The organism is Yoonia sp. SDW83-1 (assembly GCF_046762885.1).
Lineage (GTDB): Bacteria > Pseudomonadota > Alphaproteobacteria > Rhodobacterales > Rhodobacteraceae > Yoonia.
Window position 1 is genome coordinate 35,672 of sequence record NZ_JBKQXO010000020.1, and the last position, 15,379, is coordinate 51,050.

At 58.4% G+C, this 15,379-nt stretch carries 12 protein-coding genes; 9 read left to right on the forward strand and 3 right to left on the reverse strand.

Annotated elements, in window-relative coordinates; genetic code table 11:
- Window positions 1-199 precede the first annotated feature (199 nt).
- The 7 genes from sucC to ACFWW4_RS19620 all read left to right on the forward strand — a co-directional run bounded on the left by sucC (window position 200) and on the right by ACFWW4_RS19620 (window position 8,363).
- Window positions 200-1,393, forward strand: a complete 1,194-nt coding sequence (gene sucC / locus ACFWW4_RS19590; protein ID WP_411892404.1) for an ADP-forming succinate--CoA ligase subunit beta — start codon at window positions 200-202, stop codon at window positions 1,391-1,393.
- Window positions 1,394-1,395: 2 nt separating this feature from the next.
- Window positions 1,396-1,890, forward strand: coding sequence for a hypothetical protein (locus ACFWW4_RS19595; RefSeq protein ID WP_411892405.1), 495 nt, complete (start codon window positions 1,396-1,398; stop codon window positions 1,888-1,890).
- Between the two features lie 13 nt (window positions 1,891-1,903).
- Window positions 1,904-2,788, forward strand: a complete 885-nt coding sequence (gene sucD / locus ACFWW4_RS19600) for a succinate--CoA ligase subunit alpha (protein ID WP_411892406.1) — start codon at window positions 1,904-1,906, stop codon at window positions 2,786-2,788.
- Window positions 2,788-3,495, forward strand: coding sequence for a hypothetical protein (locus ACFWW4_RS19605; protein WP_411892407.1), 708 nt, complete (start codon window positions 2,788-2,790; stop codon window positions 3,493-3,495). Before sucD ends, ACFWW4_RS19605 begins: the two co-directional genes overlap by 1 nt.
- Before the next feature lie 13 nt (window positions 3,496-3,508).
- Window positions 3,509-6,466, forward strand: coding sequence for a 2-oxoglutarate dehydrogenase E1 component (locus tag ACFWW4_RS19610; protein WP_411892408.1), 2,958 nt, complete (start codon window positions 3,509-3,511; stop codon window positions 6,464-6,466).
- Complete coding sequence (gene odhB, locus ACFWW4_RS19615) at window positions 6,466-7,665, forward strand: 2-oxoglutarate dehydrogenase complex dihydrolipoyllysine-residue succinyltransferase (protein ID WP_411892409.1); 1,200 nt, start codon at window positions 6,466-6,468, stop codon at window positions 7,663-7,665. The genes ACFWW4_RS19610 and odhB overlap by 1 nt, the downstream gene beginning before the upstream one ends.
- Window positions 7,666-7,901: 236 nt before the next feature.
- Window positions 7,902-8,363: a hypothetical protein gene (locus ACFWW4_RS19620; protein WP_411892410.1), complete on the forward strand. Its 462-nt coding sequence runs from the start codon at window positions 7,902-7,904 to the stop codon at window positions 8,361-8,363.
- A gap of 315 nt (window positions 8,364-8,678) precedes the next feature.
- Here ACFWW4_RS19620 and ACFWW4_RS19625 read toward each other — a convergent pair whose 3' ends face one another.
- Window positions 8,679-10,961: an adenosylcobalamin-dependent ribonucleoside-diphosphate reductase gene (locus ACFWW4_RS19625; RefSeq protein ID WP_411892411.1), complete on the reverse strand. Its 2,283-nt coding sequence runs from the start codon at window positions 10,959-10,961 to the stop codon at window positions 8,679-8,681.
- A 198-nt stretch (window positions 10,962-11,159) separates the two neighbouring features.
- Here ACFWW4_RS19625 and ACFWW4_RS19630 point away from each other — a divergent pair, with 198 nt between their 5' ends.
- Window positions 11,160-11,591, forward strand: coding sequence for a DUF1489 family protein (locus ACFWW4_RS19630; protein ID WP_393932479.1), 432 nt, complete (start codon window positions 11,160-11,162; stop codon window positions 11,589-11,591).
- Between the two features lie 41 nt (window positions 11,592-11,632).
- Here ACFWW4_RS19630 and ACFWW4_RS19635 read toward each other — a convergent pair whose 3' ends face one another.
- Window positions 11,633-13,012 (reverse strand): pyridoxal phosphate-dependent decarboxylase family protein, encoded by a 1,380-nt coding sequence (locus ACFWW4_RS19635; RefSeq protein WP_411892412.1) that lies wholly within the window; start codon window positions 13,010-13,012, stop codon window positions 11,633-11,635.
- A gap of 87 nt (window positions 13,013-13,099) precedes the next feature.
- Here ACFWW4_RS19635 and ACFWW4_RS19640 point away from each other — a divergent pair, with 87 nt between their 5' ends.
- Window positions 13,100-14,638 carry an AMP-binding protein gene (locus ACFWW4_RS19640; RefSeq protein WP_411892413.1) on the forward strand — a complete coding sequence of 513 codons (1,539 nt, stop codon included), beginning with the start codon at window positions 13,100-13,102 and terminating at the stop codon, window positions 14,636-14,638.
- A 299-nt stretch (window positions 14,639-14,937) separates the two neighbouring features.
- Here the strand turns inward: ACFWW4_RS19640 and ACFWW4_RS19645 are convergent, their stop codons facing one another.
- The gene (locus tag ACFWW4_RS19645) at window positions 14,938-15,261 is read right to left on the reverse strand and encodes a hypothetical protein (protein WP_411892414.1); all 324 of its coding nucleotides are present in this window, start codon (window positions 15,259-15,261) and stop codon (window positions 14,938-14,940) included.
- Window positions 15,262-15,379 lie beyond the last annotated feature (118 nt).

Sequence of the window (15,379 nt, forward strand, 5' to 3'; positions counted from 1 at the left end):
TTGCCTATCAGCTTTGCGAATCTCTTCAAACCTTCCAAAATCGGCGGTGAGACGCTCACAATCAAAATTTGTGATCACACGATGAAAAAGTGTGATCACAAATGTTCGAATATCCCGACTTCACGGATATTTGGGTTAGAATCCCTTAATTCCTTGTGCTCTAAGTAGATGAAACCGCAGCCATATTGGACCAGTCCTCATGAACATCCACGAATATCAGGCCAAAGCCCTTTTGCGCAGCTACGGGGCTCCCGTTTCCGACGGCCGCCCTGTCATGCGCGCGGAAGAAGCCAAGACCGCCGCTGGCGAACTCGACGGCCCGCTTTGGGTGGTGAAGGCACAGATCCACGCGGGCGGACGCGGCAAAGGCAAGTTCAAAGAGGCGGACGCGGGCGAAGCAGGCGGCGTGCGCCTCGCCAAATCGGTGGAAGAGGCCGCACAGGAAGCCAAGAAAATGCTCGGCCGCACGCTTGTGACGCATCAGACCGGGCCAGCAGGCAAACAGGTCAACCGCATCTATATCGAAGATGGTTCCGGCATTGAAACCGAGATGTATCTTGCCCTTCTCGTCGACCGCCAGACCAGCCGGATCGGCTTTGTCTGTTCGACCGAAGGCGGCATGGACATCGAAGAAGTCGCTGCCAACACACCCGAAAAGATCCTGAATTTCACCGTGGACCCCGCCACCGGCTATCAGCCGTTCCATGGACGGCGTGTGGCATTCGCCCTCGGCCTCAGCGGTCAGCAGGTCAAGCAATGCGTGACGCTGATGGGCCAGCTTTACAAAGCCTTCGTCGAGAAAGACATGGAGATGCTGGAAATCAACCCGTTGATCGTCACCGACAAGGGCGACCTGAAAGTGCTGGACGCCAAGGTCGCCTTCGACGGCAACGCGGTCTACCGCCACGCCGATGTGGCCGCGCTGCGGGATGAGACGGAAGAAGACCCCAAGGAACTTGCCGCATCCAAGTTTGACCTCAACTACATCGCGCTCGATGGTGAAATCGGCTGCATGGTCAACGGCGCAGGCCTTGCCATGGCGACGATGGACATCATCAAGCTCTACGGGGCCGAACCTGCCAACTTCCTCGACGTGGGCGGCGGTGCGACCAAGGAGAAGGTGACCGAGGCGTTCAAGATCATCACATCCGACCCCAATGTCAAAGGCATCCTGGTGAATATCTTCGGCGGCATCATGCGCTGCGACGTCATCGCCGAGGGTGTGGTGTCAGCGGTGAAAGAGGTCGGTCTCAAGGTGCCGCTGGTGGTGCGTCTAGAAGGCACGAACGTCGAAAAGGGCAAAGAGATCATCAACAATTCCGGGCTGGACGTCATCGCGGCGGATGATCTGAAAGACGGCGCACAGAAGATCGTGAAGGCGGTTAAAGGCTAGAGATGCTGAGGCAAGCACTCCTATCGCTTGTTTTTAGCGCAAGCGCTGCAAGCGCCGACGTTACTGTTGATCACCGCTGTGACCTTAATGGCTACGGCTATGACAACGAGTGTGTCGCCTGCGTTTCAGCAATATCGCAGTTAACTGCACGTGATACGCGCTATGGATTGAGTATTAGTTTTTTTGCACCTCAACTTCTTGATCTCAATGGTGCCAATTTCGAACCAATCACAGCCAACCAGATTCGGATGGTCTTTGGTGAAGCGGTATTTACGACTGAAATAGGTTATCATCACATGCATGCTGAATGTGTAGTGAGATCTGGTGATGATCAGGTCCGGAATCCGAGAGTCTGGTTCCGTTCGAGCGATGAAACCGGCAGACCTCCACTGGCCGCCCAGCAGACCAAATTCTGCAATCTCGGTGACGAGAATTGCGAACGACTCCAACCAACATATGTAAGTTCGCTTTTCGGCGAAGACTCTGAATTAGAATGAAGGACCAACCAACATGGCCATTCTCGTAAACGAAAACACCAAAGTCATCTGCCAGGGCCTCACCGGCTCCCAAGGCACATTCCACTCAGAACAAGCCATCGCCTATGGCACCAAGATGGTCGGCGGCGTGACCCCCGGCAAGGGCGGCACGACCCATCTGGACTTGCCCGTCTACAACTCCGTGCACGAGGCGAAGGCGAAGACCGAGGCGAACGCATCCGTCATCTATGTCCCCCCACCCTTCGCAGCGGACTCGATCCTTGAGGCGATTGATGCCGAGATGGAACTGATCATCTGCATCACCGAAGGCATCCCCGTCCTCGACATGATGCGCGTGAAAAAGGCGCTGGAGGGCTCCGCCTCCCGCCTGATCGGCCCCAACTGCCCCGGCATCATCACGCCCGACGCCTGCAAAATCGGCATCATGCCCGGGCACATCCACAAGCGCGGGTCGGTCGGTGTTGTCTCCCGCTCTGGCACGCTGACTTATGAGGCGGTCAAACAGACCTCTGACAGCGGCCTTGGCCAATCTACCGCCGTCGGCATCGGCGGCGATCCGATCAAGGGGACCGAACATATCGACGTGCTGGACATGTTCCTGGACGATGATGAGACGCATTCCATGATCATGATCGGCGAAATCGGGGGCACAGCCGAGGAAGAAGCCGCCGAATTCCTGACCGCCCAAAAGAAGAAAGGCCGCTGGAAACCCACCGCCGGTTTCATCGCCGGGCGCACCGCCCCTCCCGGCCGCCGCATGGGCCATGCTGGCGCCATCGTGGCCGGCGGCAAGGGCGACGCGGAAAGCAAGATCGAAGCCATGAAGAGCGCCGGGATCGTGGTGGCAGATAGCCCCGCGACGCTGGGCGAGGCTGTACTTGAGGCGATTGGCAATTAATGAACACCGGGCGCCACGATATCCACAATACCCATTGGGGGAACCGGCGTGAGGCCCTCGCCAGCCGCCTGTTCTTCGTGCCGATGCCGGCGCTGGGGCTAATCGTGGCTGCGGCCCAACTGGGGGCCGAAGGAGTAGCGGAGACCGAACTAGAGCCTATCAAAGCAGCTCTAGAGCTTTGCCTAGACGTCCCTGAAGACCGGGAGCAATTCGATCTCTTGATCACCCGTGCGGGATGGGTCAGGCATCCCGATGCCCCGATGGAAACAGTGCTATCTCAGGTTCTTGCGAGCCAGTGGGATAGTGCGCTCGATCCGCTCAATTTGATAGGAGGAGCGGTTATGCTGGCGGCACAAACCATCGATTACTACGAGCTTGATGGACCTCCGCCCGGCTATCGCCTGAACGGGCACTCCATAGCCATCATCAATATTGATCGCGTCCGCGACTCCAACCCGCGCTGCTATCTAGCAGGACCGCCGGGTCTGGAAGACGCAATACTTGGATATTTTGACCTCCCAAGATCAGAGACGGACTTGGGTCGGCGCAGCCTTAAATGGCTCGCTTTCGGGACACGTCGCGAGCTGGATGTCTGGGAGGTTGAGGCGCTTGAATCAGCCCTTGCGACACTCCCAACTGAGGTCAATGAGCTGCCTTATTTCCACGTCAAACCCACGAATCTACGCATTTCACGACCGCTTGAGTAGGAGTCGAGTTCCAATGACCGAACAGCCAACTAACGACGTCTTCCATGCCTCCAGCTTCCTGCAGGGGCACAATGCTGAATATGTCGAACAGCTCTATGCCCGCTACGCCGACAACCCGGGTGCAGTCGATGAGCAATGGCAAGCATTCTTCCGCTCGCTCGGTGACGCCCCCGCCGACGCCAAGGCCGAAGCTACCGGCCCAAGCTGGGCGCGCACCGACTGGCCCCCTGCCCCTGCCGATGACCTAACTGCCGCTCTTGACGGCCAATGGCCCGCCGAACCCGAGGCGGCGGGGAAAAAGATCAAGGACAAGGCCGCAGAAAAGGGCGTTGACCTTTCCCAAGAGCAGGTCCGCGCCGCCGTGCTCGACTCCATCCGCGCCCTGATGATCATCCGCGCCTATCGCATCCGGGGGCACCTGATCGCCGATCTTGACCCGCTGGACATGCGTGAAAACACCCCGCATCCCGAACTTGACCCGGCCTCCTACGGCTTCACGGCCGCCGACATGGACCGCCCGATCTTTATCGACAATGTCCTCGGCCTCGAAATGGCGACGATGAACGAGATTATCGCCATCGTGCAACGCACTTATTGCGGCACCTTCGCCCTGCAATACATGCATATCTCCAATCCGGAAGAGGCGGGTTGGCTGAAAGAGCGGATCGAAGGCTACGGTAAGGAAATCGCTTTCACCAAGAATGGCCGCAAGGCGATCCTGAACTCCCTTGTCGAGGCCGAGGGTTTCGAAAAATTCCTCCATGTCAAATACATGGGCACCAAACGGTTCGGCCTTGATGGCGGCGAAAGCCTGATCCCCGCGATGGAACAGATCATCAAGCGCGGCGGGCAGCTGGGGCTGGAGGATATCGTCATCGGCATGCCTCACCGGGGGCGGTTGTCGGTGCTGGCGAACGTCATGGAAAAGCCGTACCGCGCCATCTTCAACGAATTCCAGGGTGGTAGCTTTAAGCCCGAAGATGTCGACGGCTCGGGCGATGTAAAATACCACCTCGGCGCGTCATCGGATCGGACATTCGACGACAACACCGTGCACCTGTCGCTCACCGCAAACCCCTCACACCTTGAGGCCGTGAACCCCGTTGTTCTGGGCAAGGTCCGCGCCAAGCAAGACCAGTTGAATGACGAGGACCGGACCAAGGTCATGGCGATCCTGCTACATGGCGATGCAGCTTTTGCAGGCCAGGGCGTGGTTGCCGAAGGGTTCGGCCTGTCCGGCCTGCGCGGTCACAAGACCGGCGGCACCATGCATATCGTGGTCAACAACCAGATCGGGTTTACGACGGCGCCACATTTTTCGCGTTCATCACCCTACCCGACTGACATCGCACTGATGGTCGAGGCGCCGATTTTCCACGTCAATGGCGACGATCCAGAGGCGGTCGTGCATGCCGCCCGCGTGGCCACCGAATTCCGTCAGAAATTCCACAAGGACGTTGTACTGGATATCATCTGCTACCGCCGGTTTGGGCATAACGAAGGCGATGAGCCAATGTTCACCAACCCGCTCATGTACAAGAAGATCAAAAAGCAGAAGACAACGCTTACGTTGTACACGGAACGCTTGGTCAATGACGGGTTGATCCCCGAAGGCGAAATCGAAGATATGAAAGCCGCCTTCCAGGCGCATCTGAACGAAGAATTTGAATCCGGTAAATCTTACAAACCCAACAAGGCCGACTGGCTCGACGGGAAATGGTCGCATCTCGACCGCAAGGAGGAAGACTATCAGCGCGGCGCCACGGCGATCGAGGAAAAGACCTTTGACGAGGTTGGAAAGGCGCTCAGCAAAGCGCCTGACAACTTCCCGTTGCACAAAACCGTCGCGCGCCTGCTCGATGCCAAGGCCAAGATGTTCGAAACCGGTGAGGGGATCGACTGGGCCACGGGCGAGGCGCTGGCCTTCGGATCACTCCTGACCGAGGGGTACCCGGTACGGCTTGCCGGGCAGGATTCGGCCCGTGGCACGTTCAGCCAGCGGCATTCAGGCCTCGTGAACCAGGAAACCGAAGAACGGTATTACCCGCTCAACAATATCCGCGACGGTCAGGCGCATTATGAGGTCATCGACTCGATGCTCTCGGAATACGCGGTGCTTGGTTTCGAATACGGCTACTCCCTCGCGGAACCCAACGCCCTGACCCTGTGGGAGGCGCAGTTCGGCGATTTCGCCAATGGCGCGCAGATCATGTTCGACCAGTTCATTTCGTCAGGCGAAAGCAAATGGCTGCGCATGTCCGGCCTCGTCTGCCTGCTGCCCCATGGCTACGAAGGACAAGGGCCGGAACACTCCAGCGCCCGTCTGGAACGGTTCCTCACCATGTGCGGTGGCGACAACTGGATCGTGGCCAATTGCACGACTCCAGCCAACTATTTCCACCTGTTGCGTCGTCAGTTGCACCGGACATTCCGCAAACCGCTCATCCTGATGACCCCCAAATCACTACTGCGGCACAAGCTGGCGGTGTCGAAGAAAGAAGAATTCACGACCGGGTCTTCTTTCCATCGGGTCCTGTGGGATGATGCCCAGCACGGTAACTCCGACACCAAACTGGTCGCCGATAGCAAGATCAAGCGGGTCATCATGTGCTCGGGCAAAGTCTATTTCGACCTGCTGGAAGAACGGGACAAGCGCGGGATCAAGGATATCTACATCCTGCGGTTCGAACAGTTCTATCCATTCCCCGCCCAATCAGCGGTCAATGAACTCGAACGATTCAAGAATGCCGAAATGATCTGGTGCCAGGAAGAGCCCAAGAACCAGGGAGCCTGGTCGTTCATGGAACCAAATCTTGAGTGGGTCCTGACCCGGATCGGCGCAAAGCACACACGCCCTGTCTATGCAGGCCGCGCCGCTGCGGCGTCGCCCGCCACCGGGCTCGCCAGCCAGCACAAAGCACAGCAAGAGGCGCTCGTGAACGACGCCCTGACCATCGAAGGAAACAAGTAATGAGCACCGAAGTCCGCGTCCCCACCCTTGGCGAATCCGTGACCGAGGCCACCGTCGCCACATGGTTCAAGCAACCCGGCGATGCCGTCGCCGTCGACGAAATGCTGTGCGAACTGGAAACCGACAAGGTCACGGTCGAGGTGCCCAGCCCCGTGGCTGGCACTCTGTCGGAAATCGTAGCGGCTGAGGGGGAGACCGTCGGTGTCGACGCCCTGCTCGCTCAAATCGCCGAAGGCGACGCCGCACCTGCCCCCAAAGCCGAAGCGCCAAAGGCGGAAGCCAAGGCCGAGGCTGCACCGGCCCCTGCAAAGGCGGCCAAGGATGTCGAAGACGCCCCATCGGCCAAGAAGCTGATGGCCGAAAACGACCTGACTGACGTGCAAGGCACCGGCAAGGATGGCCGCGTGATGAAAGAGGACGTGTTGAACGCCTTGGCTGGCAAATCAGAGGCGCCCGCCCCTGCCCCGGCCCCGCGCGCACCCGTCCCCGCCGATCAGGCCGACCGCGAGGAACGGGTCAAGATGACCCGGCTGCGCCAGACCATCGCCAAACGGCTGAAAGACAGTCAGAACACAGCCGCCATGCTGACCACCTATAACGAGGTCGACATGACCGAGGTCATGGCGCTGCGCAACGAATACAAGGACCTGTTCCTAAAGAAACACGGGGTCAAACTCGGCTTCATGTCCTTCTTCACCAAGGCCTGCTGCCATGCCCTGAAAGAGGTGCCAGAGGTCAACGCCGAAATCGACGGCACCGATGTGGTCTACAAAAACTACGTCAATATGGGGATCGCCGCTGGCACACCCACCGGGCTTGTGGTCCCCGTGATCAACGACGCCGACCAGATGTCATTCGCCACCATCGAAAAATCCATCGCCGAAATGGGCGCAAAAGCCCGCGACGGCAAGCTGAGCATGGCCGAAATGCAAGGCGGCACGTTCACCATCTCCAACGGCGGTGTCTACGGCAGCCTCATGTCCTCGCCGATCCTGAACCCCCCGCAATCAGGCATCCTCGGCATGCACAAGATCCAGGATCGTCCAATGGCGATCAACGGCCAGGTGGTGATCCGCCCCATGATGTATCTGGCGCTATCCTACGACCACCGGATCGTGGACGGCAAAGGGGCGGTCACGTTCCTCGTGCGTGTGAAAGAAGCGCTGGAGGATCCACGGCGGTTGCTGATGGATTTGTAATGCGATGACCGATAGAGGGCAGCGCCCGGACCTCGGAGCGGGCGCTGCGAGGTGTCTTTTTTGCGGCACGCACTTACTCGCAACAGATGCGCCTTTCACAACGCCGCAAAAGCGCCCTCCACATGGGGGAGGTCCGGGCGCTGCCCGGCGATGCCGGGCGGGACATACCCCGCAGATCGCATACATCTTTCAGACTTACGAAATCCACCAATGCCTGGGATCGTTAAGGGGAACACTTGACCCGCGTTGTTGAAACCCCGCTCCGCATCAGCGCCCCCCGGATCGGCGAGCGCCCAAGCTGGTGGTCCGAGATCGTCGGGATACGATGCCCGAATTGCGACCGCCCGCAGTCCCCGCGAAAAATGTATGCGACCAATCCGTATCGCGCCCACAATCGGACCGACTATCATTTGTGCGGCGGTTGTGGACAACTGCTTTACTTGACAGGTGAACATCGTGTTCGCCGATACTTCACAGTGACACTACCCAGTTTCTTTGGAGTCGCGCTCGCCTGTTTTTATGTTCTCAGGAACGTTAATGGTTTGAATATCTATCGTGAAGGCAGGGAGGCCTATGAACCAAATTTCTGGGGCTTCCTCATCGCAGGTGCCGCGATTTTCTTCGTCGTAAGCCTGCTTTCTCGATTTGAGATCGTTGGGCAAATAACATCGTCTGAACGCAACAAGACAAAGATATGAGGCTCCTCATCAGCCCCTCACCCGAGTTGGGAAAATTCCAATTAGGCAGGTATTTCGATCGGCTACGGCTCTCTTTTCAATACGCAAAAGCACCAACCTTGGGTTGAAACGACAATGGGACCTAGCGAGGGGCTCGAGACACAATGGCAACCACGTTCCGCGCAATCGACGATCTGCTTTAGGAGGGCTAATTGGTTAAATTATCATGTCTTTCAAGGATGATCGCGACTAGGCACTTGGCAGTTCGGAGGCTGATCGCTAGACCCACAACGCCATTTCGGGTGACGTGTTTCACAACAGCCCCCACCTCACCCCCTACCCGCATTTCGAATACCCGCAGGACCCACAGGTCATGCAACCTTCGATCATTCGCATCTCATAGGATCCGCAGGATGAACATGCCTTGCCGCGCGGTACGCCGTTAATGGCCACCACGTCTGCTGTCGGATCAGCCTTCAGACCCATCCCTTCGCCGGCCAAAAACCCGATTGAGATCATGTGTTTCTCGATCACCCCACCAATCGCAGCCAGGATCGACGGCACATACTTCCCCTGCATCCAGGCCCCACCGCGGGGATCAAAGACGGCCTTCAACTCCTCGACCACAAAAGACACGTCCCCACCGCGCCGGAACACGGCTGAAATCATCCGGGTCAGCGCGACGGTCCAGGCGAAATGCTCCATGTTTTTGGAGTTGATGAAGACCTCGAATGGACGCCTGTGCCCCGCGATCACCAGATCATTGACCGTGATATAGATCGCATGCTCGCTATCGGGCCATTTCAGTTTGTAGGTCGCCCCCTCCAATTCCTGCGGGCGGTCCAGCGGTTCGGACATATAGACGACCTCGGCCCCCTCATCCCCGTCCCGGACCTGATCGGGGACCTCTGACGGCGACGCCTCATCCGAAACGCTCAACACAGAACCGGTCACATCATTTGGTCGGTAAGTTGTGCAGCCTTTACAGCCCTGATCCCAAGCGGCCATATAGACCTCTTTGAAGTTATCAAAGCTGATATCCTCGGGGCAGTTGATCGTCTTGGAAATTGATGAATCAACCCATTTCTGTGCCGCGGCCTGCATGCGCACATGGTCCAGCGGTGCCAGCGTCTGTGCATTCACGAAATAGTCTGGCAAGGGCGCATCCCCTTTCAGATCGCGCCAGAGCTGAACGGCATAATCAACCACCTCTTCCTCGGTCCGCGATCCGTCTTTCTGTAGAACCTTCCGCGTATAGGCATAGGCAAAGACAGGTTCGATCCCCGAGGACACATTGCCCGCGTACAGGCTGATCGTACCGGTTGGCGCAATTGACGTCAAAAGCGCATTTCGTATGCCATTTTGACGGATCGCGTCTTTGACATCCGCATCCATATGTTGCATTGCGCCAGATGCGAGAAACTTATCCGCATCGAAAAGCGGAAACGCACCCTTTTCTTTCGCCAGTTCCACCGATGCCAGATAGGCCGCTCGCGCAATGGCGTGCATCCATCGATCCGTCTGCGCCGCTGCCTCTTCAGAGCCATAGCGCAGACCGACCATCAGCAATGCATCCGCCAGCCCGGTCACCCCAAGGCCGATCCGACGCTTGGCATGTGCTTCCTGCGCCTGCGCATCCAGGGGAAATTGCGAGGCATCGACCACATTATCCATCATCCGCACGGCCGTTGCCACCAACGCGATCAGAGCGTCCTGATCCAGCGCCGCCGCAGCATCAAATGGGTCGTTCACCAGCCGTGCCAGATTGATCGAGCCCAGCAAACAGGCGCCATAGGGCGGCAAGGGCTGCTCTCCACAGGGGTTCGTGGCCGCAATCGTCTCGCAATAGTTCAGATTGTTCATCTGGTTGATCCGGTCGATGAAGATCACGCCCGGTTCAGCGTAATCATAGGTCGACCGCATGATCGCGTCCCAAAGATCACGGGCTTGCACGGTTTCATAAACCTTGCCGCCGAACACCAGGTCCCAGGACGCATCAGCTTTCACCGCCTCCATGAACGGATCGGTCACCAGCACGGACATGTTGAACATGCGCAGCCGGGCGGGATCAGATTTGGCGGTGATGAAATCCTCGATATCCGGATGGTCGCAACGCATCGTGGCCATCATCGCCCCCCGGCGTGATCCGGCGGACATGATCGTGCGGCACATCGCATCCCAGACATCCATGAACGACAGCGGGCCGGAGGCATCCGCCGCCACCCCTATGACCTCAGCCCCCTTGGGCCGGATGGTCGAGAAGTCGTATCCGATCCCGCCGCCCTGCTGCATGGTCAAGGCGGCCTCTTTCAACCCGTCGAAAATCCCGCTCATCGTGTCGGGGATCGTGCCCATGACAAAGCAGTTGAACAGCGTCACCGACCGGGCCGTGCCTGCGCCCGCAGTGATCCGACCCGCGGGCAGATATTTGAAATCCGCCAAAGCGTCATAGAACCGGCCTTCCCACGCCGCCGGGTCCTTTTCGACCGCCGCCAGCGCCGATGCGATCCGCCGCCAGGTATCCTCAACCGTCTCGTCAATCGGTGTGCCATCGGCCTGTTTGAACCGGTACTTCATATCCCAGATCTGTTCGGCAATCGGGGCGGCAAAGACGGTCATTGGGGGAATCTCCTCTGGCGGCAGGCAAGGCCTGCATCTTACGGGGTTAGGATGGACTTGAAAACGGGGAATTAATGAAACTCAATACCACATATAGTGGTTGATCTCAACCACAACACTACATAAACCAGTTCTTGGCTTATCATTGAAGTAGAACCCAAACGCCTTATCTGTTCACTACCATCCCGGGGGGGATTGATGTCAAAGACTGTTCATCTGCTGAAACTATCCGTCGGCACCGAAGACGTCGCGGGTCTTTCAGCATGGCAAGCGACCAAGCGCGCGCAGACAGATGACGGTCTGCCGCGCCACGTCACCCGCATGTGGCCGAAACGGGGCGATGAAATCCTCAATGGCGGCTCGATCTTCTGGGTGATCAAAGGTGTGATCCTCTGCCGCCAGCCGGTCTTGCGGCTTGACGAATATATCGGCGCGGACGGCATCCGCCGTTGTGCGATCGTCTGCAAACCCGGTCTCATCAGGGTCGAAGCAACCCCGAAACGCGCCTTTCAGGGCTGGCGTTATCTTCCTGTCGCCGACGCCCCGCGCGATCTTCCGCAAAGCCGCCAATCCGAAGAGGCCCTGCCGCCTGAACTGACGAGGGCGCTTGCCGATATCGGTGTGCGCTGAACAAAATTTTGGCCAAAATTCTGTCCGCGCCAGAAATTTCGTCACGAAATTTCTGAAAGCACCTGCGCCACCATCATCACATCATCGCGGGTGCAATCGAACTGTCCGATCTGCACCCGGATCACGAACTGCCCGTCATGCCGGGTCTGCGTCAGATAAACCCGACCGTCATCATTGACGCGGGCCAGCAGTGCCTCGGTCGCCGCGTCGTCGCGATAGCGGAACGTGAACAGCGACAATGCGGGCGGCGTGACAATCTCGAACCCGTCCATACCGCCAATCACGTCAGCCAGTTCCGCAGCCCATGCCACATGATTGCGGATCCGCGCCCGCAACCCGTCTAACCCATAAGCCCGCAGCACGAACCAGATCTTCAACGCGCGGAAACGGCGGCCCAGCGGCACCGTCCATTCGTTGAAATTGACGATCTCGTCCTGTCCCAGCGTCTGCAGATAGTCCGGGCGCAGGCCCAGCGACCGGATCTGCGGCGCGGGATCAGCAAGGAACTGCACCGCACAGTCAAACTGTATGCCCAGCCATTTGTGCGGGTTGAAGACAACACTGTCAGCCGCGTCAACGCCTGCCCATAAACCCCGAAATTCTGAACAAATCATTGCCGACCCGGCCCAGGCGGCATCCACATGGGTGTAAAGATCATGCGCCCGCGCCACCGCCACACATTCCGCGACCGGATCAAACGCCCCAATCGACGTGCCGCCAGAACAAATCACGACTCCTGCAGGCCGATATCCCGCCGCAAGATCCGCCCGGATTGCCGCGTCAAGCGCGGCAGGGTCCATCCCGAAATCATCCCGCACCGGCACCTTCACCAGATTGGCCTGCCCAATTCCGGCCAGCCGCACCGCCTTATCGACCGAAGAATGGGTCTGGGCCGAGGCGTAGATACGCAAACGCGGCCCTCCACATAACCCCTCTTCAACCGACCGCCAGCCCATGGCCCTGTCGCGCATTGTCAGCACGGCAGACAGGGTTGCGGTTGTTGCACTGTCATGGATCGTCCCGGTGAAGTGATCCGCCAAACCCAACGCCTCACGCAGCCAGGTCATCATCACCTGCTCGATCTCTGTTGCTGCGGGCGAGGTCTGCCAGAGCATCGCCTGTGCGGCGATCGCATTCGCCAGTTGCTCGGCCAACATTGAGGCCGGGGATGCGTTTGCAGGGAAATAGGCAAAGAAGCGGGGATGCTGCCAATGGGTCATGGCATCAGGCACAACCGCCTGAAAATCATAGAAAATCTGCTCTATCGGTTCCGGTGCTTCGGGTGCGGTGGCAGGTAACCGCGCCGCTGTCGCCCCATAATCGACCTGCGCCCGCACCGGTCTGTCGCGCAGGCCCTTGTGATAGTCCAGCGCCCACTCAGCCGCGCGTCGCGACCATTCCAATAACTCATCATGTGTCATGGCCGCACTAAGGCACGGGCACAGCAAAACGACAAGACACTCGCCCGGCGCAAATCACTGTGCCATGATCGCAAGACGGAGGACCCCATGACAGAATACAATAACCCATTCGCCGATGTTGCCATCACCGATCAATCCATCACGGAACGCGTTTTTGCAGGGCTCAAGGACCGCGCGGACGCGGTGGTGCTGACGGACGGACCCAGCGGGCGCAACCTGACGGCGGGTGACTTCATGGATAAGGTCAAACGACTGGCGGGTGGGCTGACATCAGCCGGGCTGGGTCAAGGGCATACCGTGGCCCTGATGGCCCCCAACATCCCCGAATACTGCGTGATCTTTCATGCCGTTGCGTGGGCAGGGGGGACGATCACGACGCTGAACCCGACCTATACCGCCAATGAGGTGCGCCACCAACTTGATGATTCCAAAGCGGAAATCCTGATCACCATCCCGGATTTCATGGACACGGCGCGGGATGGCGCGGGCGACATTCCCGTCGTGGCCATCGGCACGCCGGAATTCGCGGCACTTTTCGGTGATCCGATTGATGCGCAGGTTACAGTTGACCTCGACCATCACACTGTCGTGCTGCCCTATTCCTCTGGCACAACAGGTCTGCCCAAAGGGGTGATGCTGTCGCATCGTAACCTTGTGGTGAACGTGGATCAGATCATCCGTGCCGCCGATTTTCAGGCAGGTGAGGTCGCGGCGGGTTTCCTGCCATTCTTTCATATCTATGGGATGACCGTGCTGATGAATGTACATCTGGCCGGTGGCGGTGCTGTTGTGACCATGCCCCGGTTTGACCTGCCGCTGTTTCTGCAAATCTGCCAGGATCACAAATCGCGGCGTATGTGGATCGTGCCGCCCGTGGCGCTCGCTCTGGCCAAACACCCGCTGGTGGATGAGTATGATCTGGGTTCTGTCGAACAGGTGTTTTCAGGTGCCGCGCCGATGGGGGCGGACCTGTCCAATGCGGTGGGTGAACGCCTGAATTGTGTGTCTTTACAAGGCTATGGCATGACCGAGCTGAGCCCGGTTTCCCACATCACCCCCGGCACGGGCAACCGGCCCGGCGCGTCCGGTCAGGCGGTCCCGAACACCACTTGCCGGATTGTCGATATCGACACCGGGGCCGACCTGCCCGCTGGCGAAGAAGGTGAGCTGTGGATCAAAGGCCCGCAGGCCATGCAGGGCTATCTCAACAACCCCAAAGCCACTGCTGAGACGATCACCGCTGATGGATGGCTGCGCACCGGCGATATCGCCCTGATTGATGCCGATGGCTATATGTTCATTGTGGATCGGCTGAAAGAACTGATCAAATTCAAAGGCTTCCAGGTCGCCCCGGCAGAGTTGGAGGCGACACTGGTCGCCATGGATGGCATCACCGATGCCGCCGTAATTGGCCTGCCCGACCCGGAGACGGGCGAATTGCCGATTGCCTTTGTCGTGGCAGGTGAAAACGCCCCGGATGCTGCGGCCATCACTGCGCATCTGGATGATCTACTGGCGCATTACAAACAGGTTCACCAAATCCATTTCGTTGATGAGATCCCGAAATCGGCCTCTGGAAAGATCCTGCGGCGCCTGTTGCGCGATCAGGTTGCCAAAACGGGTTAGCAACGTTCGGTGGTGTTGCGCGGAGGGGGTACCGCACGGTGGCCGGCGATTTTTGGCGAATCAGCCGTTAACGCTAGGTTTTTCGCCATATTGGCGTGTCGGCATCGCGTCGGCAAAACGTCGGACTTGCGTCGGACAATTTGGGCTGGGTTTGCCCGGTTAACTGGGCGTGCGGTGGAAGTGTTAAGACAGCGTTAGGAATTGGCAGGGGCTGCTCCGCGTCAGTTGTTGGGCAGATCTGAGCCCTTCTGATCAATGTCGTGAGATGCGCCCATGTCTGCTCTTCACATGCGCTGCGATTACTGACTCCGGGCCTTCATCGCTTTTTGGAGAACTGCATGAGCCTCCCATCTCCCATGGAACTTTGCATAGTAAATGGGTTGTGCTTGCTGACGCTCATTATCAAAGAGCATTGGGTCCGCCCCACAAGATAGTAAGTGATGTATGACGGTCGGCGAAGACCACATCGCCGCCGTGTGGAGAACAGATTCCCCCAACGTGCCGGTCAAGTTGATGTCCGCGCCGGCGTCCAAGAGCAGGTCGATGAAGCGGATCGTGAGCTGTGTCTTTTTAGATTGGCTTCGTTGATGAATGATATCCGGATCACCCTCGATCTGAAGCACATGCTTGAGTGGCGTAAAGACGGTTGGCCTGCTGCCGGTTTTGTGGACGGCAACTTAAGCTTTCATTGCTCGCTCCTCGAATGTCATAGGGCTTAGATAGCCGATGGTCGAGTGGCGG